The sequence below is a fragment of the Brevibacterium metallidurans genome (assembly GCF_037101285.1).
In the GTDB taxonomy this organism is placed as follows: Bacteria; Actinomycetota; Actinomycetes; order Actinomycetales; family Brevibacteriaceae; genus Brevibacterium; species Brevibacterium metallidurans.
Window position 1 is genome coordinate 121,262 of sequence record NZ_BAAAAF010000008.1, and the last position, 22,110, is coordinate 143,371.

At 69.0% G+C, this 22,110-nt stretch carries 19 protein-coding genes; 13 read left to right on the forward strand and 6 right to left on the reverse strand.

Annotated elements, in window-relative coordinates; translation table 11 throughout:
• Nucleotides 1-16: 16 nt before the first annotated feature.
• Nucleotides 17-550, reverse strand: coding sequence for an O-acetyl-ADP-ribose deacetylase (locus tag AACX88_RS11380; RefSeq protein WP_339393132.1), 534 nt, complete (start codon nt 548-550; stop codon nt 17-19).
• Nucleotides 551-585: 35 nt separating this feature from the next.
• On the opposite strand from AACX88_RS11380, the gene AACX88_RS11385 reads away from it, so the two are divergent.
• From AACX88_RS11385 to pcaDC, 6 genes are all read left to right on the forward strand, one after another.
• A complete protein-coding gene (locus tag AACX88_RS11385) occupies nt 586-1,380 on the forward strand; it encodes a class II glutamine amidotransferase (RefSeq protein ID WP_339393133.1) in 795 nt (264 codons plus the stop codon).
• Nucleotides 1,381-1,485: 105 nt separating this feature from the next.
• Nucleotides 1,486-2,670, forward strand: a complete 1,185-nt coding sequence (locus AACX88_RS11390; protein ID WP_339393134.1) for a 4-hydroxybenzoate 3-monooxygenase — start codon at nt 1,486-1,488, stop codon at nt 2,668-2,670.
• Between the two features lie 60 nt (nt 2,671-2,730).
• Nucleotides 2,731-3,531 carry a protocatechuate 3,4-dioxygenase subunit beta gene (pcaH, locus tag AACX88_RS11395; protein ID WP_339393135.1) on the forward strand — a complete coding sequence of 267 codons (801 nt, stop codon included), beginning with the start codon at nt 2,731-2,733 and terminating at the stop codon, nt 3,529-3,531.
• On the forward strand, nt 3,524-4,099 hold the full coding sequence (pcaG, locus tag AACX88_RS11400; protein ID WP_339393136.1) for a protocatechuate 3,4-dioxygenase subunit alpha: 576 nt from the start codon (nt 3,524-3,526) through the stop codon (nt 4,097-4,099). Before pcaH ends, pcaG begins: the two co-directional genes overlap by 8 nt.
• Before the next feature lie 45 nt (nt 4,100-4,144).
• Entirely contained in the window at nt 4,145-5,512 is a 1,368-nt protein-coding gene (locus tag AACX88_RS11405) for a lyase family protein (RefSeq protein ID WP_339393137.1), read from the forward strand.
• Between the two features lie 25 nt (nt 5,513-5,537).
• Nucleotides 5,538-6,824, forward strand: a complete 1,287-nt coding sequence (gene pcaDC / locus AACX88_RS17750; protein ID WP_459892578.1) for a bifunctional 3-oxoadipate enol-lactonase/4-carboxymuconolactone decarboxylase PcaDC — start codon at nt 5,538-5,540, stop codon at nt 6,822-6,824.
• Nucleotides 6,825-6,844: 20 nt separating this feature from the next.
• Here the strand turns inward: pcaDC and AACX88_RS11420 are convergent, their stop codons facing one another.
• Entirely contained in the window at nt 6,845-8,302 is a 1,458-nt protein-coding gene (locus AACX88_RS11420) for an MFS transporter (RefSeq protein WP_339393138.1), read from the reverse strand.
• 207 nt (nt 8,303-8,509) lie between these two features.
• Between AACX88_RS11420 and AACX88_RS11425 the strand changes: the two genes are divergently transcribed.
• From AACX88_RS11425 to AACX88_RS11450, 6 genes are all read left to right on the forward strand, one after another.
• A complete protein-coding gene (locus AACX88_RS11425) occupies nt 8,510-9,721 on the forward strand; it encodes an MFS transporter (RefSeq protein ID WP_339393139.1) in 1,212 nt (403 codons plus the stop codon).
• 197 nt (nt 9,722-9,918) lie between these two features.
• Entirely contained in the window at nt 9,919-11,355 is a 1,437-nt protein-coding gene (locus tag AACX88_RS11430) for an MFS transporter (RefSeq protein WP_422614437.1), read from the forward strand.
• Nucleotides 11,356-11,610: 255 nt separating this feature from the next.
• Nucleotides 11,611-12,444, forward strand: a complete 834-nt coding sequence (locus AACX88_RS11435) for an ABC transporter substrate-binding protein (RefSeq protein WP_339393140.1) — start codon at nt 11,611-11,613, stop codon at nt 12,442-12,444.
• Nucleotides 12,445-12,575: 131 nt separating this feature from the next.
• Nucleotides 12,576-13,367, forward strand: coding sequence for an amino acid ABC transporter permease (locus tag AACX88_RS11440; protein WP_339393141.1), 792 nt, complete (start codon nt 12,576-12,578; stop codon nt 13,365-13,367).
• A 6-nt stretch (nt 13,368-13,373) separates the two neighbouring features.
• Complete coding sequence (locus AACX88_RS11445) at nt 13,374-14,156, forward strand: amino acid ABC transporter ATP-binding protein (RefSeq protein WP_339393142.1); 783 nt, start codon at nt 13,374-13,376, stop codon at nt 14,154-14,156.
• A 51-nt stretch (nt 14,157-14,207) separates the two neighbouring features.
• Nucleotides 14,208-14,729, forward strand: a complete 522-nt coding sequence (locus tag AACX88_RS11450; RefSeq protein ID WP_339393143.1) for a protein-tyrosine phosphatase family protein — start codon at nt 14,208-14,210, stop codon at nt 14,727-14,729.
• A 16-nt stretch (nt 14,730-14,745) separates the two neighbouring features.
• On the opposite strand, the gene AACX88_RS11455 is transcribed toward AACX88_RS11450, so the two are convergent.
• The 4 genes from AACX88_RS11455 to AACX88_RS11470 are packed head-to-tail and all read right to left on the reverse strand — an operon-like array spanning nt 14,746 to nt 20,177.
• The gene (locus AACX88_RS11455) at nt 14,746-16,656 is read right to left on the reverse strand and encodes a GMC family oxidoreductase (protein ID WP_339393144.1); all 1,911 of its coding nucleotides are present in this window, start codon (nt 16,654-16,656) and stop codon (nt 14,746-14,748) included.
• Nucleotides 16,653-16,901: a DUF2630 family protein gene (locus AACX88_RS11460; protein ID WP_339393145.1), complete on the reverse strand. Its 249-nt coding sequence runs from the start codon at nt 16,899-16,901 to the stop codon at nt 16,653-16,655. Before AACX88_RS11460 ends, AACX88_RS11455 begins: the two co-directional genes overlap by 4 nt.
• A 34-nt stretch (nt 16,902-16,935) precedes the next feature.
• Entirely contained in the window at nt 16,936-17,295 is a 360-nt protein-coding gene (locus tag AACX88_RS11465) for a UBP-type zinc finger domain-containing protein (RefSeq protein WP_339393146.1), read from the reverse strand.
• A gap of 35 nt (nt 17,296-17,330) precedes the next feature.
• On the reverse strand, nt 17,331-20,177 hold the full coding sequence (locus AACX88_RS11470) for an aminotransferase class I/II-fold pyridoxal phosphate-dependent enzyme (RefSeq protein ID WP_339393147.1): 2,847 nt from the start codon (nt 20,175-20,177) through the stop codon (nt 17,331-17,333).
• A 126-nt stretch (nt 20,178-20,303) separates the two neighbouring features.
• On the opposite strand from AACX88_RS11470, the gene AACX88_RS11475 reads away from it, so the two are divergent.
• Nucleotides 20,304-22,100 carry a thiamine pyrophosphate-dependent enzyme gene (locus tag AACX88_RS11475; RefSeq protein WP_339393148.1) on the forward strand — a complete coding sequence of 599 codons (1,797 nt, stop codon included), beginning with the start codon at nt 20,304-20,306 and terminating at the stop codon, nt 22,098-22,100.
• Nucleotides 22,101-22,110: the final 10 nt, after the last annotated feature.

Below are 22,110 nucleotides of genomic sequence, written 5' to 3' on the forward strand. Positions count from 1 at the left end.
GCGAGCGCGTTCGCCCTCACCACTGGTCATGGTCGAAGACCTGGCAGAACACGCTCGTCATCGTGTCGTTGAACAGGACGAACTGGACCTCGTCGATCGAGCCCCAGCGCTCGCGCTCCCGACCGTCGACGATGACGGCGTGGGCCGCCTCGGCGACATCCCGGGGCGACCAGCCGTACACACCCCCGCCGATCGCCGGGAACGCCACCGACGACGCCCCGAGCTCCTCGGCGAGATTGAGGCTTGACTCGAAGCACGACTCGAGGACCTCCGGATCGGCCTCCCCGGCGTTCCGGTTCGGTCCGACGGTGTGGATGACCCACCGCGCCGGCAGCTCACCCGCCCCGGTGGCCACCGCCTGCCCGGGCGGCAGACCGCGCGGATGACTCGTCCGCCGGATCTCGCGAGCCTCCTCGAGCAGACTCGGCCCCGCAGCCCGATGGATCGCCCCGTCGACCCCGCCCCCACCGAGGAGACTCGAGTTCGCCGCATTGACGATCGCGTCGACATGGACCGTGGTGATGTCTCCTTCGAGTACCGTGATCCTCATGGGGCGAGTCTATGCCCCGGTCAGGATGGCAGACGATGTGCAGACTCCTCGGATTCCTCTCACCGACCCCGGTGAGCGCGGCGGACCTCATCGGCGCAGCTCAGTGCCGCCGATGGCAGGACCTCGGCCGCCTCCACGACGACGGCTGGGGCACAGCCTGGATCGACCCCACCGCCGCCGAGGCGATCGCCCGGTTCCGCACGCCCACCGAAGGCACCGACGACCCCCGGCTCACCGCGGCCCTCGACGACGAAGCCGACGTCGGCCGGATCTTCCACCTCCGGATGGCGACGACCGGGATGGCCGACCTCGTCGAGAACACCCACCCCTTCCTCGCCGACGGCATCGCGTTCGCCCACAACGGCTCCGTCCACCCCGTCGAAGAGCTGCGCGCCCTCGTCACCGATGAGGAGATCGCCCGGATCGGCGGGACCACCGACTCTGCCCTCGTCTTCGCCCTCATCCTCCGCCGCGTCCGCACAGGCGTCACCCTGCTCGAGGCGGTCGTCGAGACAGTGCGGATGCTGCGCGCCGACTTCGACCACCCCGGGATCAACCTCCTCCTGCTCACCGCAGGCGAACTCATCGTCGTCCACGCGACCGCCGGCACCCCGGTGCCGTATCAGAGCTTCGACCTCTCCGGCACGGGCGGTCTGCTGCCCTACGACCACCGCGACCACTACTACCGGATGAGCTGGCAGCGGTTCGACAACGGAGCGACGATCGTCACTTCCTCGGGCCTGTCCCATGCAGGGTGGAGCCGCATCGAGCAGAACACGGCGATGCGGCTGCGGCTGGGCACGGGAGCGGAGACGATCGTGCGGCTGTGACGGCGGGCCGCCTCGGCGAGGAATACCATTCAATGGAAAAGGCCTCGCGGTGCTCACGTGGCGCAGAGCACACTGGGGTGAACCCAGTCAGGCAAGGAGGCCAAGGTGCCACAGCTCCAGACCGACGTCGCGATCGTCGGCGCAGGACCCGCGGGCCTCATGCTCGCCCATCTCCTGCACGTCGCGGGCATCGACTCCGTCGTCATCGACAACCGCAGCCACGACGACATCGCCACGACCCACCGGGCCGGCATCCTCGAAGCCGCCTCGGTCCGCATGCTCGAGACCCCGGGCATCGACTCCCGCGTCCACACGGCAGGCCACCGCCACGACGGCATCGACATCCGCGTCGACGGCATCAGCCACCCGCTGCACTTCCCCGACCTCGTCGGCGAATCCGTGTGGCTCTACCCGCAGAACGAGATCTTCGTCGACCTCGCCGCCGCCCGCGCCCGCACCGGCCGTCCGACCTTCCACTCGGTCACCGACACGCGGCTGTCCGCCATCGACTCGGAGTCCCCTTCGGTCCACGCGGTCACCGAGGACGGCGAACAGCTGACCATCACCGCCCGCTACGTCGTCGGCGCCGACGGCTCCCGCGGACCCAGCCGCGCCTCGATCCCCGACTCGACCAGACAGCGGTACTTCCACGAATACCCGTTCGCCTGGTTCGGCATCCTCTGCGAAGCCCCGCCCAGCCACGAGGTGCTCGTCTACTCCCGCTCCCCGCGCGGCTTCGCGCTCATCTCCCAGCGCAGCGAGAGCGTCCAGCGCATGTACTTCCAGACCCCTCCCGGCACCGACGCGGCCGACTGGTCCGATGACCGCATCTGGTCAGAGCTCCAGGCCCGGGTCGCAGGCCCCGACGGGTTCGAACTCAAGACCGGGCCGATCATCGACAAGACTGTCCTGCCGTTCCGCTCGGCCGTGACCGAGCCGATGCAGCACGGCTCGCTCTTCCTCGCCGGCGACTCCGCCCACACCGTGCCCCCGACCGGGGCGAAGGGACTCAACCTCGCCTTCGCCGACGTCGCCGTCCTCGCCCCCGCCCTCATCGCGGCCCTCCGCGACGCCGACGCCGAGGCGCTCGCCGGATACTCGCAGACCGCCGTCGCCCGGGTGTGGAAGGCCCAGAACTTCTCGTACCAGATGACCCGCATGCTCCACACCGACGAGACCGCGGATCCCTTCGAGACGAAGCGCAGCCTCGGCGAACTGCGCTCGATCCTCGGCTCCGAGCACGGGCGCCGCTACCTCGCCGAATGTTATACGGGCTGGCCGCAGGGCTGAGCCACGCGACGACCCCACTCCGACCCCACCGAGACACTCCCACAGAAGGAAGGCCCGACCATGAGCGCCACGAAGCTCCCCGGCCCCGACGACGCAGCCGAGTCGCAGGCGACGCTGAGCGCCGAGATCGACGCGATCGCCACCGAATACCGCGACGCGGTCGCCGCTGGGGCACCCGTCGAGACGCAGCCGCGCCTTGACTACCTGCCCTACCGCTCCTCGCTGCTGCGGCACCCGACGAAGGACCTGCGGCACGCCGACCCGGAGACGATCGAACTGTACTCGCCGGCGTTCGGCCACCGCGACATCGGCACCCTCGAATCGGACCTGACGATTCAGCACGGCGGGGAGCCCATCGGCGAGCGCATCCGCGTCACCGGACGCGTCCTCGACGGCGACGGCCGCCCCGTCGCCGGTCAGCTCGTCGAGATCTGGCAGGCGAACTCCGCCGGACGCTACATCCACAAACGCGACCAGCATCCTGCCCCCATCGACCCGAACTTCACCGGCGTCGGCCGCACCCTGACCGGACCCGACGGTTCGTACTCGTTCACCACGATCAAACCCGGTCCCTACCCGTGGAAGAACCACCACAACGCGTGGCGGCCCGCGCACATCCACTTCTCCCTCTTCGGCTCCGAATTCACCCAGCGCATGGTCACCCAGATGTACTTCCCCGGCGACCCGCTCTTCGCGCTCGACCCGATCTACCAGTCGATCACGGATGAGAAGGCCCGCGACCGCCTCGTCGCCACCTACGACCACGACCTCACCGAACACGAATTCCTCATGGGCTACTCGTGGGACATCGTGCTCACCGGCACCGACCGCACCTGGATGGAAGAGGAAGACCATGCCTGAGCAGACCCGCCTCACCGCGACCCCCGGCCAGACCGTCGGCCCCTTCTACGGCTACGCCCTGCCCTATGCCAAGGACCGCGAACTCGTCCCGCCGGGATCGGAGCGGGCCGTGCAGCTGACCGGAGTCGTCTACGACGGCGCCGGGGAACCCGTGCCCGATGCGATCCTCGAGATCTGGCAGCCCGACGAGACCGGCACGGTCTCCCGCGCGACCGGGTCGCTGCTGCGCGACGGCTTCACCTTCACCGGCTTCGGTCGCGCGGCCTGCGACCCGGAGGGCCGGTTCAGCTTCTCGACCGTCGAACCCGGACCCACCGAGCCCGGGCGGGCGGCGTTCATCAGCGTCGTCGTCTTCGCCCGCGGCCTGCTCAACCGGCTCTTCACCCGCGTCTACCTGCCCGAGGACACCGCAGCGCACGCGAGCGATCCGCTCCTGTCCTCCCTCGATCCCGCCGAGGCGGCCCGTCTCATCGCCGAGCGCGAAGCTGACGGATCCCTCCGGTTCGACATACGGTTGCAGGGTGAGGACGAGACCCCGTTCCTCCGGTTCCCCGGCCACAGCGACTGAGACGCCTGCCGTGACCGCCGCGATCGAGACCAGTGAGGAGTCCGCATGAGCGAGCACACGCGTCTGCTCTTCGCCCCCGGCGACCTGCGCGCCGAGGGTGTCGACGATGCCTCGCTCGTCGCCGCGATCGGCGAGGTCGAATCCGCCTGGGTGCAGGCGCAGGCGGCCACTGGACTGATCTCCGCCGAGGTGCGCGCCGAGGCGGTGACCGGCATCGAGGCGACCGTGCGGGAGCTGAGCGGGGATACTGCGGCACTGACGACCCTCGCCGAGGATGCCGAATCCGGGGGCAACCCAGTCATCCCGTTCGTCACCGCCGTGCGGTACCGGCTTAACCCGGCAACGGCGCGGATCGTCCATCGGGGACTGACGAGTCAGGATGTCATGGACTCCGCGCTCGGCATCCTCATCGGCCGGGCGTTCGCCCGGATCGACGCCGACCTCGAAGCCGTCACCGCTACTCTCGTGACACTCTCCGAGAACCACGCGCGCACCCTCTGCCTGGCCCGCACGCTCACACAGCCGGCCCTGCCGACGACCTTCGGTCTGCGCGCGGCGACGTGGGCGGCCGAGGCCGAGGAGATCCGCCGCGGCACCCCGCAGCTTGCGACCCTCCAGGTGGGCGGGGCCGCCGGCACCCGGGCCGCGATCAGCGAGTTCGCGGGTCAGGCGACGATGACGCTGCTGCGCGAATTCGCCGTCGCCGTCGGCGGGCCCGACGCCGCCCTCACCCCGGTGCCCGCGCCCTGGCACACCGACCGGATCCGGGTGCTCACCTGGGCCGGGCACCTCGCCGCGTGCGTCGCACTGGGCTCCACGATCGCCCGCACCGTCCTCATCGGCACCCGCCCCGAGATCGGGGAGCTGCGCCTGAGCGCGACCGGTGCCTCCTCGGCGATGCCGCAGAAGGCGAACCCCACCGCGGCGGTCCTCCTCCACCGCAACGGCATGCGCGCCCCCGGGGCGCTGGCGACCGTGACGACCGCCGCGGCGGAAGCGGTCGAGGAGCGCTCGGACGGAGCCTGGCACGCCGAATGGGCCCCCTTGGCCGAGCTCATGGTCCTCGCCCTGTCCTCCCTCTCCCTGCTCGAGGACATGGTGGCAGGCCTCAGCGTCGAACCGGAGGCGATGCGCCGCAACCTCGACGCCGCAAGCCCCGGCATCTATGGAGAGCGCCTGACCACGGCCTTCGGCGACCGTCTGACGAAGACTCAGATCCAGGAGATCATCGTCCCCGGCGGCGATCCGAGCGCCCGGCTCGCGGCAGCGCTCGCAGACACCCCGGGGCCCACCCCGCCGCGGGCCGACCTCGAGGGATTCTTCGCTCCGGAGGACTACCTCGGCGAGACCGAGGACATCCGGCAGACGATCATCTCCGCGATCACCGACCGACCCACCGACCCTGCCCTGTGACGACCCTCTGACGAAAGCGACCACCGTGGACCTCACCGCCTCAGTCCTCACCGCCCCGACGACGCCCGCCCCGGCGGTCCTCATCGTCCTCCCGTCCCTCGGCACCTCGGTGAGCGCACTGTGGCAGACGGCGGCCGAGGACTTCGGCCGGCTCTCCCCCGACACTGCTGTCATCGGCATCGACCTGCCCGGCCACGGCCGGTCCCCCGCCCTCGACGTCCCCGCGGGGACGGCACGCTCGGACGTGCCGCGAGTGACGATGGCCGAGCTCGCCGAGGCGGTGCTCGCCACCGTCGACCGGGTCCTGCCGGATGTCGCCGAGGAGGGGGCCGAGATCTCCGTGGCCGGGGACTCGATCGGCGGGGCACTCGCCCTGCAGCTCGCCCTCGACCATCCCGCCCGGTTCGAGCGCATCGCCGTGTTCTGCACGGGGGCGAAGATCGGGGAACCCGAAGGGTGGGAAGAGCGCGCGGAGACCGTCGCGATCTCGGGCACCCCGACCCAGGTCATCGGCTCGGCCGAACGGTGGTTCGCCCCCGGTTTCATGGAGCGCGAACCCGAGGCCTCGGCCGCACTGCTCCACTCCCTCCAGGACGCCGACCGGTTCTCCTACGCCGCGCTGTGCTACACCCTGGCCGACTACGACATCCGCGAGCGCCTCGACGAGATCGTCCTGCCCGTGCTCGCGGTCGCCGGGGCCGAGGACAAGCCGACCCCGCCGACGAAGCTCGCCGAGATCGCCTCCGGAGTCCGCGCAGCCCGGCTTGAGGTCCTCGAAGGAGCCGCCCACCTCGTGCCCATCGAAGCGCCCGAGGTCACCGCGGGTCTGCTCTCGGACTTCCTCGCCGGGCGCGGGGCCGCCGAGGCTGATGTCGCGGCCGGCTCGGCACAGCTGCCGACCGCGTCGGGGCCCCGCGACGCCGACCGGGACGAGGTGTGGGCCGCCGGCATGCGGGTGCGCCGCGAGGTGCTCTCCGACGCCCATGTGGACCGAGCGAACGCCGCCATCACCGACTTCACCGCCGACTTCCAGGACCTCATCACCCGTTTCGCGTGGGGCGAGATCTGGACCCGGCCGGGATTGGACAGGCGGATGCGCTCGGCGATCACGCTCACCGCGATGATCGCCGGCGGTCATGAGGCGGAGCTGAAGATGCACGTCAAAGCCGCCCTGCGCAACGGGCTCAGCCGTGACGAGATCAAAGAGGTCCTCCTCCAGTCGGCGATCTACTGCTCGGTGCCGAGCGCGAACACCGCCTTCGCGATCGCCGCCGAGGCCCTGGCCGAAGTCGACGCCGAAGGGCTCGACTGAGACCGCGGCTTGATTCGGACTCAGAGGGCGCGGTCATCGGTGGCCGTGTCGTCGGAAGCAGTGCCGTCGGTGGTGCTGTCCGCGGACGGGCCGCCCTCGTCCTTCGCCGCCTCCTCGTCGTTCTTGGCTGCCTCAAGGTACTGGGTCGAGAGCATCCGGTAGGCACGGGTGGCGAACGCGCCGAGGGCGAGGAGGATCGAGACGACGCCCGTCCACACGAAGACGAGCCCGATGCCACGCACGTCCCCGGTGCCCAGCAGCCAGCCCCACCGGTCCTGACCGGCGGCGGAGTCCATGTAGGGGATGATCCAGAACTCGGCGATCGGAGCAATGAGGAACGCGGTGATCGGGGCCGATGCCGCTTCGAAGGTCATCGCGAAGCCGAACACGCGGCCCTGCTGCCGGAAGGGCACGACGCGTTGGATGACGGTCTGCTCCGCGGCCTCGACGGCGGGCATGACCATGAAGAACGCCCACAGGCCCAGCCCGTAGAGCAGCCATGACTCCCGCAGGGCGAAGGTCGCGCCGAGCACGCCGATGAGGCAGCACAGCAGGAGCATCGTGCGGATCGGGTTGCGCCCGAGGCCGAACTTCGCGACCAGTCCCCCGCCGATCATGAATCCCGTCGAGACGACCGCGAGGGCGATCCCCCATGCCTGCGCCGTGCCGAAGACCTCGATGCCGTACGGGTCGGTGAGCGCCATGTAGACACCGCCGACGAGGTTGTTCAGCGTCGTGAAGAGCACGAGGGCGAAGAGGCCGGGGGCGGCCATGACCGCAGCGAATCCGCCGCGGATGTCGACCCAGCCGGGCTGACCTTCGGTGTGGACGATGACCGGTTCGGGGATGCGCAGGGTGAGGAGGTGGGCCAGGGAGAGGCCGACGAAGACCACGGCGATGGCGATCGACCAGCCCATGCCGAGATAGCCGATGGCCAGACCGCTGAACACGCTCGTGACGAGGAAGCCGAGACCCTGGACGGTGCCGACGAGGCCGTTCGCGTTCGCCCGCTTCGGGCCGGGCACGAGCAGGGACACCGTCGTCGACAGGGCGATGCCGCGCAGCTGCTCGACGACGGCTCCGGCGAGCATGACGAGGCTGAAGACCCAGAACCACGGGCCTGTGACGTCGAGGAGGACCGCATTGGGCACGGAGAGGTAGATGAGCCCGGTGAGCGCGAAGAGGACGAAGGTGCCCGTGGTCGCCGTGACCATGACCCGGTGCTTGCGGAACCGGTCGACGACGGTGCCGAAGAACATCGAGAACACGGCGACGAGGAGCATGTACGCCCCGCCGATGACGCCGGTGGCGAGCACCGACCGCGTCTCGAGGTAGACCCAGAAGGTCAGCGCGAACCACAGGAAGCTCGTCGTGACGTTCGCGATCGCCGTGTTGACGAGCACGTGGAGGAACGTCCGCTGCCCGCCCGGCGGCGGCTCCGGGTCGGCTGCGTGCGGATCCACGGCGGCTGCGCTCATGCCCACCTCCTCGTAACGGCGATGTCGCTGCGACCATTCTCAGCGTAGACCCGATCACTGACACGGCAACGCTGCCCGGCTGCTGTTCGACCGGTCACATTGTGACGTGCGGTCTTCACGCACCCGCCTGCGGCCACTAGGCTGGTCCGGTTGCGGCGAGCGCTCCAGCCGCCCGTGATCATCCGCACCCCATCCCAGAGGACAGCCATGAGCGATGCTCCCGTGCCCCGCAGCACCTACAAGTTCGCCGTGTTCGCACTCGCGATCGGTGCCTTCGGCATCGGCGTCACCGAGTTCGCGACGATGGGCCTCCTGCCCCACATCGCCTCGGAGCTGGACATCACCGTCCCTCAGGCCGGGCACGCGGTCTCCCTCTACGCTCTCGGGGTCGTCGTCGGCGCTCCGCTCATCACGACGATCGCGGCCCATATGGACCGCAAGACGCTGCTGCTGTGCCTCATGGGGCTCTTCGCGCTCGGCAACATCGCCTCGATGCTCGCCCCGAATGCGTGGTCGTTCAATCTCGCCCGCTTCGTCAGCGGTCTGCCGCACGGGGCCTACCTCGGCATCGGGGCGATCGTCGCCGCCTCGCTTGTGCCCGCCAACCGGCGCGGACGGGCGATGGCCCGGGTCATGCTGGGACTGACGATCGCCAACATCGTCGGCGTCCCCGTCGCCGCAGCCCTGGGCAACGCCTTCGGCTGGCGCAGCGCCTACGCGCTCGTCGCCGCCCTCGGCATCCTCACCGTCATCATGGTCGCGATCGCCGTGCCCCGGGTCAGCCTCGGTCAGACACCCTCGGCACGTGGGGAGATGAAGGCACTGGCCAGGCCGCAGATCCTCCTCACCCTGCTCGCCGGTTCCGTCGGCTTCGGCGGCATGTTCGCCGTCTACACCTACATCACCCCGACGATGACCGAGGTCGCCCACGTGCCCGGCACCGCGATCCCGTGGGTGCTCGCCGTCTACGGCCTCGGCATGACCGCAGGCTCCCTCATCGCCGGTCCCCTCGTCGACAAGTCGATCGAACGCTCCGGGGTCGGCGGCATGGTCCTCTCCGCGCTCGTGCTCTCGATCTTCGGCGCGTTCACGCAGATCGCCTGGGTCGCGATCCTCGCCCTCTTCTTCATCGGCATCGCCGGCTCCATGATCACCACGGCCCTGCAGATGCGCCTGCTGCGCGACTCGACGGATGCCCCGAGCCTCGCCGCGGCGATGAATCACGCGGCCTTCAACCTCGCCAACGCCCTCGGCGCGTGGCTCGGCGGCATCGTCATCACCGCCGGGCTCGGCTACCGGGCGCCGGCCTGGGTGGGGGTCGGCCTGTGCCTGGCCGGACTCGTCGTCCTCGGCATTGCGATCGCCCTGCGCCGAGGCGGTCCCGCCCAACCCTCCCGCCGCACCACCCTCGACGTCTGAGGCCGACCCTGCCCCCACCTCGGCGGGGGCAGGGTCAACCACCTCGGCGGGGGCAGGGAATACTCGGACATCGAAGCAATCTTAACTTCTGAGACCTCACATGTGCACTTCCTGAGACAGGCGTACTGTCGGTCCGTCCGACACGAGCAACCCCGCCCGTGCCTTCGTCTCACCACCTCAGCGGAGCACAAGAGAACATGTCCACCGAAACACAGCCCGGCAGCCACGAAGCGCAGTCGGCAGCCGAGTCCGACGCGATCGCGGCAACCCGGAAGAACAACACCCGCGGCAAGGTCCTGTCCGCGTCGATGGTCGGCACGACGATCGAGTTCTTCGACTTCTACGCCTACGCGACTGCGTCGTCACTCGTCTTCCCCGCCCTCTTCTTCCCCAACCAGACCTCGACGACGCAGCTGCTCAGCTCGTTCGCGATCTTCGGCGTCGCCTTCGTCGCCCGCCCCGTCGGCTCGATCATCTTCGGCCACTTCGGCGATCGGGTGGGGCGGAAGAAGACCCTCATCGCCTCCCTGCTCATCATGGGCATCGGCACCTTCCTCATCGGCCTCCTGCCCACCGCCTCGACGCCGGGCTGGGTCGTGCTCGCACCCCTCTTCCTCGTCCTCCTCCGCTTCGCCCAGGGAGTGGGCCTCGGCGGCGAATGGTCAGGGGCGGCTCTGCTGGCCACGGAGAACGCCCCGAAGGGCAAGCGCGCGATCTGGGGGACGTTCCCGCAGCTCGGCGCGCCCGTCGGCTTCATCCTCGCGAACCTCCTCTTCGTCGGCCTCAACTCGTGGACCTCGCCCGAGGCCTTCCTCGCGTGGGGCTGGAGGATCCCGTTCCTCCTCTCCGCCCTCCTCGTCGCCGTCGGCCTCTACGTCCGCCTCTCGCTCATGGAGACCCCGGCGTTCCAGCTCGTCGAACAGCGCCAGCAGATCTCCCGGGCCCCGATCGGCCGGGTCTTCACGAACAGCTGGCGTCCGCTCGTGCTCGGCACGTTCATCATGCTCGCCACCTACGTCATCTTCTACTTCATGACGGCCTTCACCCTCACGTACGGCACCTCGCCTGCGACGACGGAAGAGGCAGCAGCTGCCGCCGAGGCGGCCGGCAAGCCCTTCGATCCCGCGGGCTTCGTCGCGGGGCTGGGGTACGCGAAGAACGAGTTCCTCACCTACCTCATCATCGGCGTCGTCTTCTTCGGCATCTTCACCGTCGTCTCGGGACCGCTCGCGGAGAAGCTGGGCCGGAGGAAGATGCTCATGGGCGTGACGGTGCTCATCGCCGTCTACGGTTTCGCAGTCAACGCGCTGTTCAACGCCGGCACCGTCGGCGTCGTCGCCGCCCTCATCATCGGCTTCACGCTCATGGGACTGACCTTCGGTCCGATGGCCGCATACCTGCCGGAGCTCTTCCCCGCCAATGTCCGCTATACGGGATCAGCGGTGAGCTACAACATGGCCAGCGTCATCGGCGCGGGTCCGGCCCCGTTCGCGATGGTCGCCCTCTGGCAGGCCGAAGGCGGAACGATCTTCTGGTGCGGTCTCTACATCGTCGCCGCCGCGATCCTCACCTTCGCAGCCCTCTTCCTCGCGAAGGAGACCGCGAACCTCGACATGGAGGCCGAGCTCAGCTGATGTGACCTGGGGATTCACTCCCCTACCCACCTCGAAGCGCCGAGGCGGACTGCGACAGTCCGCCTTGGCGCTTCGCTGTTGCGCCCGCGGATCCGGGCCGGGAAACGATTCCGCAACGACCGCCTCGGCGGGACCGATCGAAACATAAATGTGACACAGGACACGGTACTATACTGCTCAGACGCTATCCGGAATGTGAAACCGGGCAGCGCGAACCCACGTGACTTCGCGGTCACGACCGATCTGGGAGGATCCATGAAACGACGCTCGACTCTCTCCGCCCTGGCTGTTGGCGCACTGTTCGCCCTGTCCGCGTGCGGCGGAGGAGGAGGCTCAGGATCCTCGTCGACCGCGGCCGGCGGCGTGCCCCTGGTCAGCGACGGGAAGCTCACCGTCTGCTCGGACATCCCCTACGAGCCGTTCGAGTTCGTCGAGAACGGGAAGAACGTCGGCTTCGACATGGATCTCGCGCAGGCCACGGCCGACGACCTCGGCGTCGAACTCAATGTCATCACCACCGCCTTCGAAGCCATCCAGTCCGGGTCCGCCCTCGACACCGCACAGTGCGACATCGCGCTGTCGGGCATGTCGATCACCGATGACCGGAAGACGAAGATGGACTTCTCCGCCCCCTACCTCAAGGACAACCTCGGGCTCATGGCCACGAAGGACTCGGGGATCAAGGGCATCGCCGACGTCAAGGGCAAGAAGGTCGGCGTGCAACAGGCGACGACGGGTGAGAAGTACGCGCAGGACAACGGCACCATCCCCGTCCAGTTCGAGGACTCGGGACTGATGACGCAGGCGATCCAGACCGGGCAGGTCGATTCGGTGATCGGCAACATCTCGATCATCTCGACGGCCGTGGCGTCCGACGACAAGCTCACCTTCGTCGAGGAGTACGACACGGGCGAGGTGCTCGGCGCCGGAGTGAAGAAGGGCAACAAGCCGATGCTCGATGCCTTCGCCAAGACCATGGACCGCCTGTACAAGGACGGTTCGTACGACAAGTCGGTCGACAAGTGGTTCGGCGATGTCGCCGATGCCGCTCGGATCCCCGAAGCGGATCGCGGCGCCGACAACGGCTGAACGACATGACCGGGGCCCGGTCGGCACTGCGCCGACCGGGCCCCGGTCGGTCACCCCGAAACTCACTGAACGGCATCACCCGCCCGATGCTGCGTGACTGCTCATCGGGCCCCTGACCCCGGAGGCACACCTTGGCTCTCAGCGTGCGCCAGCGCGAACGGACTTCGCGCGGCATCCAATACGCCATCCTCATCATCGCGGCCCTGCTGGCGATCTTCCTCGCCGACTGGCAGACGATCTACCTCAAGTTCTTCAACCCCAAGGTGATCGCGGAGCAGTTCCCCGCGATCATCACCACGGCCCTGTTCAACACGATCATCTACACGGCGCTCGGCTTCGTCCTCGCGCTGTCCCTGGGCATCCTGCTCGCGCTCATGAAGATCTCCTCGGTCGCACCGTACCGGTGGATCGCGACGGCCTACATCGAGCTCTTCCGCGGGGTGCCCGCCCTGCTCGTCTTCCTCGCCTTCGGCTACGCCGTGCCCTATGCCTTCGGTGTGCGGATGGACACGTACGTGACCGTCATGCTCGCGCTCGGCATCGTCGAGTCGGCCTACATCGCCGAGACGATCCGGGCGGGCCTGCAGGCGGTCCCGAAGGGACAGTACGAAGCGGCGAGGTCGCTGGGCATGTCCCACACCCGGGCGATGGTCACGATCGTCATCCCTCAGGCGTTCCGGATCATCCTGCCGCCGCTGACGAACGAGATCATCCTCATGACGAAGGACTCCTCGCTCATCTACATCCTCGGCCTCACGGCCTCGCAGTACGAGCTGACGAAGTTCGGCCGGGAGGCGATCTCGAATCCTGAAGCGGGTCTGACGCCGCTCGTCGTGGCCGGCGTCTGCTATCTCGTCATCACCGTCCCCTTGGGCATCCTCGCCCGGCGCTTCGAATCGCGCACCGCCAAGATCAAGAAGTAGGCAGATATGTCGATCGCATCGAAACCGACAGAGAACATCCACGCCGAGGGGTGCACGATCTCCGGCCTCCACAAGTCCTACGGCGACGTCGAGGTGCTCAAGGGCATCGACCTCGACGTCGAACCGGGCCAGGTCGTGTGCCTCATCGGGCCCTCGGGCTCGGGAAAGTCGACGCTCCTGCGCTGCGTCAACCTCCTCGAGCAGCCCAACGCCGGAACGATCACCGTCGCCGGCTTCGACGCCACCGACCCCGACGTCGAGCTCAACAGCCTGCGCCGGCACGTGGGCATGGTCTTCCAGGCGTTCAACCTCTTCCCGCATCTGACCGTGCTGGAGAACTGCACGATCTCCCAGCGGCGGGTCCTCCACCGCGGCAAGGCCGAAGCGGAGACGATCGCCGTCGACCGGCTGACGAAGGTGGGTCTGGCCGACCTCGCCGACCGCTACCCCGACCAGCTCTCCGGCGGTCAGCAGCAGAGGGTCGCGATCGCCCGGGCGCTCGCGATGGATCCCAACCTCATGCTCTTCGACGAGCCGACCTCCGCGCTCGACCCGGAGACCGTAGGCGACGTCCTCCAGGTCATGCGCCGCCTCGCCGAGGCGGGGATGACGATGGTCGTTGTCACCCATGAGATGGAGTTCGCCCGGCAGGTCGCCGACCGCGTGGTCTTCATGGACGGCGGCGTCGTCGTCGAGGAGGGTCCGGCGAAGGACGTCATCGGCAACCCGCAGCACGAGCGGACGAAGCACTTCCTCTCCCGCGTCCTCCACCCCGGCCAGATGGAGTGACGCAGGCGGCGGGGTGGCGGTCTCGGTGAAGCTTCGGCGACGAGGTGGACCATGTCGACGTGGACGACGCGCGAGCCAGGGGTGCTCGCCTTGCCGTCGGGCAGGCTGGTGCGCGGGCGAGCGCTGTCGGCACCACGGCAGCCATCCCGCTCCCAGCCCGTACCCTCGTCGCAGCCCGCACCATCAGACGCTCGAGCCGACTTCGAGCTCATCCTCCTCGGCACCCACCGGCAGTTCGAGACCCAGACCGCGCACGTCGGTGAGGCTGGGAACGGCACCGCCGTCGAATCGCGCTGGGTGAAATGGCCGGACTTCCGGTTGCCGTCCGATCCTGCCGATGCCGCGTCCGCCTTCGCCGAGGCGTGGGCGCGGGCATCGTCTGAACGCGTCGGCGTCGCCTGCGCGGGCGGCAGGGGTCGCACCGGGACCGCGCTCGCGTGCCTGGCGATCCTCGACGGGGTCCCTCCCGCCGAGGCGGTCTCCTTCGTCCGCGAGCATTACCACCCTCGCGCCGTCGAGACACCGTGGCAGCGTCGCTTCGTCGAGCACTTCACTGCCGAGACCGCCACTTAGCGCCGAGACCGCGGCGCTAAGTGGCGGTCTCGGTGGTTTCGGCGCCGGCGGCACCCCCGACACCGCGATACTCGGCGATGATCTGATCGGAGGCCTTCTCGCTGACCATGTAGACGGCGCTGGCGATGAAGTACCCGGGGATGTCCGGGAAGACACTGGCATCGACGACGCGCAGACCCTCAACCCCGCGCACCCGCAGATCGCCGTCGAGGACCGCCATCGGGTCATCGGCCGCGCCGATCTTCGCCGTCCCACACGCATGGTGCCCCCACGCCTCGCGAAGGACGTGATCGCGCAGCTTCTCCCGCGTATCGACCTCGGCTCCGGGCACGAGCTCCCGGACGACCTTCGTGTTCTCGATCGCGCCCATGATCGTCCGCGCCATCTCGATGCCGTCGACGACACCTTCGAGATCGGTCTCCCACCCGGGCGAGCCTTCGTCGAAGTACCGCATCCGGATGTCGGGCACATCGCGCGGATCCGCCGACCGCAGCCGCACGCTGCCTGCCCGATCCCGCGTCCAGCCCTTGAGCACGAGCATGCTCATCCGGTCATGGTGCGGCTTCGCATCATACGAGTAGTTCGGGTAGTACCCGTGGAAGTCTGCGGCGAGCGAGAAGAGGATGACATCGGTGTCCTCGCCCTCGGCCGCGCTCGTGCGCGCGACCATCGCCGCGAGCGACCCGTTCGTCGAATAGGGCCCACCGCGATCGGCCTTCCACTCCCGCAGCAGGTGGTCGTCAGGCTCGCCCGGTGCCGGCAGGTCGAGGGTCGAGTCGTCGAAGATCGGGAAGTCGCCGTCGAGCTCCCCGACGACGGAGACCTCGTAGCGGTCGTGGAGGTTCTCCCCGACACCCGGTGCGTCGACGAGCACATCGATCCCGAACTCCTCGAGCTCCGCCCTCGGTCCGATCCCGGAGAGCTTGAGCAGCTGCGGGGTGTTGAAGGCCCCGCCGGAGACGATGACCTCGTGGCGGGCGCGAACGGAGAACCGCCTCGGCGAGCGATCCTCCGACCGCCGGCCGGCCGGGGTCGCCGCGTAGAGTCCGGCACCGGAGAGGCACTCGACGCCGACGGCCCGGGTGCCCTCGAAGATGACCCGTGTGGCCAGGGCATCGCCGATGATCGTCAGCCGGTCCGGGTGGGCGGCGCGCGCGGCGAGGAGGCGCTCCCGACTGCCGTTGCGCTGTCCCCCGCCGGCGGCGACGGGGACGAACGACATGCCCTGATAGCTCGCCGAGGTGTCGGCGGCGTTGATGTCGCGCGGCAGGGAGACGTCCTCGGGGATGTCGAAGAGATCCCGGCTCGTCGCCTCGGTGGCGTTGATGATGTCGAGGAACCGGGGTTCGCGCCCGGCGATCGCGGGATTCGCCCGCGTCGTCCGCAGCCAGCCCGAGCGACCGTGGGACGCCTTCGCATCCCGGTCGGCCTCGGTGTCACCGGGCAGCGGATTCGCGTCGACGCCCTGCCAGTCCTCGATGCGCTCGAAGATCTGCCGCATGTGCGCAGGTCCCCAGTCCGGGTCACCGGTGAGCGCCTCGAGCGCCTCCCAGTCACGCGGGTGCGGGGCGATGTGGACGAGCGCGCTCACGGCGGTGCTGCCGCCCAGCGTCGAACCGCGCGGATAGAGGACGCCGCCTTCCTTCTCGACCCATTTCGAGTCCTGCGCCGCCCGGTCGGGATCGTCGTAGTGGGAGACGAAGAAGTTCCACACCATGTCGACGTCCTCGCTGGCGTAGGCCTGCATGACGGGGATGTCGTAGTAACCGCATTCATGGTCGCCGCCGGCTTCGATCACGGCGACACTGAAGCCCGCCTCGGCGAGGTTGGCCGCGAGCGGTCCCCCGCCCGCGCCCGAGCCGACGACGACGAAGTCGAAGACGGCGTCACCGTCGGCGGGTCCGCCTGAGGCGGGACCGGAGGTCACTGGAGGTAGCCCTCGACTTCGCTCACGGGGCGCTCCCTGGCGAGGTTCGGGTCACGGCCGGCGTCACGTTCGCCCTGCCGCTGGCGCAGCAGGTCCCAGAGCTGGTCGAGTTCGCCTTCGAGCTGTGCGATGCGCTGGTGTTCCTGCTCCTCGGTGATCTCGCCCTTCCCGAGGCGGCGGCGCAGCTCGCGCTCCTCCTCGACGGCTTCGTTGATCTGCTGATGGATCGACTTGTCGGTGGTCACGGGATGTCCTCTCGAGGGGTCTGAGCGGGGATGCTCAGCGGTGGATCTTATCCATCCAGTCCGCGGGCACGCGGTCGGCGGGACCGGGAACGGACTGGGATTCAGGGTGCGCGAGCGGTGGGGCGAGTTCGGGTCCGTCGAAGAACTGCTCGGTGCGGAAGTCGTAGAACCAGTCCTCCCCGGGCTCGTAGCTGCGGGTCACGGGGTGGCCGGTCTCCTTGACGTGCTTGCTCGCGTGCTGCGAGGGCGAGGTGTCACAGCAGCCGATGTGCCCGCACGCCGCGCACCGGCGCAGATGGACCCACCACCCGCCGGTCTCCTCGCATTCGACGCATCCCGGACCCGAAGGCGGGACTGAGGGATCGATGTCTCCGGGCTGCAGTTGAATCTCCATGCCCCGAGTATGGCACAGGTCACACTGATGCGACGCTACTCGGCCTCGGCCTCCCCGGCGACCTCCGGCAGGATCACGCGGTAGCCCAGCCGGGCCTCGTAGCCGTGGATCTCCCGGGTGTCGAGCGCGGACATGAAGTCGAGCACCTCGGCGGTGATGACCTGCCCGGGCACAAGCACCGGGAAACCGGGCGGGTACGGGGTGACGAACCCGGCCGAGACCGGGGCCTCCCCGACTTCGACGCGCCGGCGCAGCTCGTGCGGGAGGACGTATTCGACGGAGGACTGCCGCAGCCCCGCATAGTAGGCGGAGCGGAGGTCGCCGTCGGGAAGCTGCGCTGCGGGATCCTCGGCCGGCACCTCGGCGGCGTATTCGGGGGCGAAGGCGGAGAAGTCCGGCAGGGACGGCATGACGTCGGCGACCTCCCCCGAGGCGTCCGATCGGTTGGACTTGTACGGGTCGGTGAACTTCTCGGCGAGCTTGACGAGGACCTCGATGAGGTAGGCGACGGCGGACCGGGAGGTGCCGATGTTGGTCATGAAGAGCACGGTGTTGCGGCTCGTCTTGTTCACCTGGATGCCGTAGCGGTCCATGAGGTACTCGTGTTTGAACGTGTCCCCGTCGACGCCGGTACCGGTGATCTCGACGGTGATGCGGCTGGGATCGACGACGAACTCGTCCTTCGTCCACGCGTTCCAGAACGTCGCCAGGCCGTCGCGCAGCGGCATCGACCGGGTCGTCTCCCGGTATTCGGCGGGGATGAGGTCCTTGGCCGTGAGCACCCGGAACGTCTTCTTCAGCAGCGGATGCCGGGCGACGGCCGAAGCGAGGCTGACGGCGAGGTCGAGCTGCTTCTGGACGAGCGCGAAGCCCTCCATCTCGACCTGTCGGCGCCCGAGGTCGAGGGAGGCGAGGATCTGGTAGTTCGGCGAGGTCGAGGTGTGCGTCATGTAGGCCTCGTGGAAGGCCTCCTCGGCGCCGGAGCCGAACTCCTGGTCGTAGACGTGGATCATCGAACCCTGTCGCAGCGCCGTGAGCGTCTTGTGCGTCGACTGGGTCGCGTACACCCTGATCGTCGCGTCCGGGGGCGCGAGCAGGGTCTCGTTCAGCCATACCTCGTCCGGTGCCGGTTCGCCGGTGACCGGGTCGAAGAGCCGTTTACGCTGCTCCCGGTAGGCGGCGTCGTGGGAGTTCGTCCGCAGGGTCTCATCGAGGCGTTCGGCCGCGACCATCGCGGTGCGCTTGCGGGTGACGGGGTGGAAGCGGGCGAAGGCGAACCACGCTTCGTCCCAGAGGAAGACGAGGTCGGGTTTGATCGCGAGGCATTCGGCCATGACGCGTTCGGGGTCGTAGACGATCCCGTCGAACGTGCAGTTCGTCAGGGTGATCATCCGCACCTCGTCGAGGCGGCCGGCCGCCCCGTAGTCGAGGAGGAGCTGCTTGATCCGGCTGAGGGGAACCGCGCCGTAGAACGCGAAGTCGTTGAGCGGGTACGCCTCGAGGTAGGCGGTGCGGGCACCGGTGAGCATGAGCGCGTGGTGGTGGGATTTGTGGCAGTTGCGGTCGACCATGACGACCTCGCCGGGGGCGACGATGGCCTGGTGGACGATCTTGTTCGCCGTCGAGGTGCCGTTGGTGACGAAGTACGTCCGCTTCGCCCCGAAGGCGCGGGCGGCCAGGGACTGCGCCTTCTTCAGGGTGCGCACGGGGGCGAGCAGCGAGTCGAGCTCACCCGAGGTCGCGCTCGTCTCGGCGAGGAGGAGGTTGAGGCCGTAGAAGTCGACGAAGTCGCTGATCCACTTCGATCCGACGACGGAGCCGCCGCGGGAGACGGGCAGGGCGTGGAAGACGCCGGCGGGGCGGCGGGCGTGCTCCTGGATGGCGGCGAAGAACGGGGTGTCCCAGAGGTGCTGAACGCGTCGGAGCAGGGAGAGGTGGAGTTCGAACTGGTCCTCTCGGCGGAACACCCTGCGGAATCGGTGGGTGAGCGCTCCCGCGAGGCTCTCGATGTGGGCGCCGGCCATGAGGTAGAGGTCGAGTTCGGGGCGCAGTCCCGCCAGGGTGTCGGCGAGCCGCAGCACTCGGCGCACGGAGTTGAGCGGGCTCATCGGCCCTGTCGGCGACGACGTCGTGCCCTCGTGGGCGAGCGCGACGGCGTTGCGGAGGTCGCGGCTGAGCACCTCCCGGGTCCGGTCGGTGAAGCCGGGGCGGATGACGCAGGCGAGCAGGTTCGGGTTCGTCAGGGCCGCGACCACGGCGTCGTCGGCGGTGGGGACGATGACGTAGTCGTAGATGAACTGGTCGCCGGGGCTGCGCAGCCGCAGCAGGTCGGAGTGGAGTTCGTCGCGGCCGCCTTCGGTCGTCTCGTCGACGATGAGGACCTCGAACCGGGGGCGCGGATCCTGCCGGTCGCGCTGCTCGGCGCGTTCCTCCTCGGTGAGCTCCTCATCGATCGTGTCGGGCACCGTCGTGCCCCGCAGACGGTTGACCGCCTTGGTGATCATGTCGTGGGCCTTGTCGAACTCGCCGTCGGAGAGGAGTTCGGCGATCTCCTCGACGTAGCGCTGACCGAAGCCGCCCCAGTAGAGCTCGATCGTCTTCAACGACCGCAGGGACCGCCACACCTCGCCGTCGGCGGCGATCATCGAGAAGTCCCCGCCGCTCATGACGAGGCGCTTGATCGCGTACTTGAGGTACTCCCACGCATCCGAACGCAGCCGCCATGTGCTCGCCGGCATCCCCGGGTCGCGTTCGAGCCGCGCCTTCTCGGGGCGAGCGAGGAATCCCTGCTTCGTCGAGACGGGTTTGCCGCCCCGGTCCGAGGACAGGCCGGAGGTGAAGGGGGCGCCTCCCGGGAAATCGTCGGAATCGATGCCGGTCATGCTCGAGCCTCCTGGCGTGATGGTGCGCTGGTGCGGAATCCGTTGTGCTGACGATCATACGGCCTTGCCGCGACCGGATGGACACCGCGGTGCGCACTTGAGACGAAACAGTGATAAGCATGGTCCATGGTCTTCACCGAGTCGCTCACCGCCGGCCACCTCATCGTCAGCGAGCTCGAGGCCCACGGAGTGAGGCGCGCGTACCTCGTCCCCGGAGAGTCCTACCTCGACGTCCTCGACGGCCTCCACGATTCGCCGATCGAGACGATCGTGTGCCGGCAGGAGGGCGGGGCCGGCTACATGGCCGTGGCCGAGGGCCGGATGACCGGCATCCCCGGCATCGCCATGGTCACCCGGGGTCCGGGGGCCGCGAACGTCATGGCCGCCGTCCACACCGCGCACCAGGATGCGACCCCGCTCGTCGTGTTCGTCGGGCTCATCCCCACCGCGGCCCGCGGGCGTGAGGCGTTCCAGGAGTTCGACCTGTCCGCGTGGTTCTCCTCGACCGCGAAGTCGGTCCTCGTCCTCGATGATCCGGACAAGGCCGCCGAGGTGGTCGTCGACGCCCTCCACACCGCCGTGTCCGGCCGGCCGGGTCCCGTCATCGTCGGCCTGCCCGAGGAGGTGCTCACCCAGCGCACGAGCGCCCCGGTGCTGGCGCCGCGGAGAAGAGCTCATCCGGCGCCGGATGAGCGCGGTCTCATCGATGTGCGGTCGATCAGCGCCGAGGCGGAGCGACCCGTGCTCATCATCGGCGGAGAGGGATGGACGCCCGGAGCTTCTGCGTCGGTGGCCGAATGGACTCGACGCCGCGGCCTCGGCGTCATCGGCACGTTCCGCGCCTACGACGGCATCGACCATGACGCCCCGAACTTCCTCGGGATCCTCGGCTACGGTGCCGCTCCCGTCGCGAAGCGGGTGTTCGCCGAGGCGGACCTCCACATCTTCCTCGGCTGCGTGCGCACCGATGTCGCCACCGACGGGTTCACGATCGGCACGGAGCAGCGGACGATCGTCATCGGCCCCGACCCGGATGCGCACGGGCACTTCGGGCGCCTCGACCATCAGATCGTGACCTCGGTGGCCGACTTCGGCACGGCCTTGTTCTACGACATGGGCAAGCCTAGCTACCTCTCGGGCCCGAGCGGTGACGCCTTCGATCCCGCTGGAGTACAGGATTCGCCATCCGAACAGGCCCCATTCCCGCCCCTGCCGACCTGGATCCAGGAGGCCCGCGCCGAGCTCATGGGCTGGCGGGAGCCGAAGCCGGTCGCGGTCCCGGTGGGGGCGATCTCGGCGGGAGCCGCCTCGGCGGGGGACGCGGGAGGCGCAGACGAGGTCGCCACAGCCGCCTCGGCGGGGAACGACGACCGCACCTTCGTCGACATGGACGAAGCGTTCTCCCACGTCAGAGAGCTGCTGCCGGCGGATGCGATCATCACGTACGGGGCGGGGAACTTCTCCGGCTGGGCCACCCGATTCCTGCCCACGCACGGATTCCCCTCGGCGCTGGGACCGCGGAACGGGTCGATGGGCTTCGGCCTGCCCGCCGCCGTCGCCGCGGGACTCGTCGCCCCGGACCGGACGGTGTTCTGCATCTCCGGCGACGGTGACTTCCTCATCAACGGCCAGGAGCTCGCGACCGCGGCCCAGTACGGGGTCGACCTCACGATCGTCGTCAACGACAACTCCGTCTACGGGACGATCCGCGGTCACCAGGACCGGGACTACCCGGGGCGGGCGACGGGCACGACGCTGGAGAACCCGGACTTCGCGGCCATGGCCACGGCGTTCGGGGGGCTCGGCATCCGGGTCGAGCGCACCGAGGACTTCCGAGAGGCCTTCGCCGCGGCCCTGAACCATCGAGGACCGGCGCTCGTCCACTGCATCACCGACCCCGCGATCCGCGGGGCCCGGCTGTGATGGCACACTC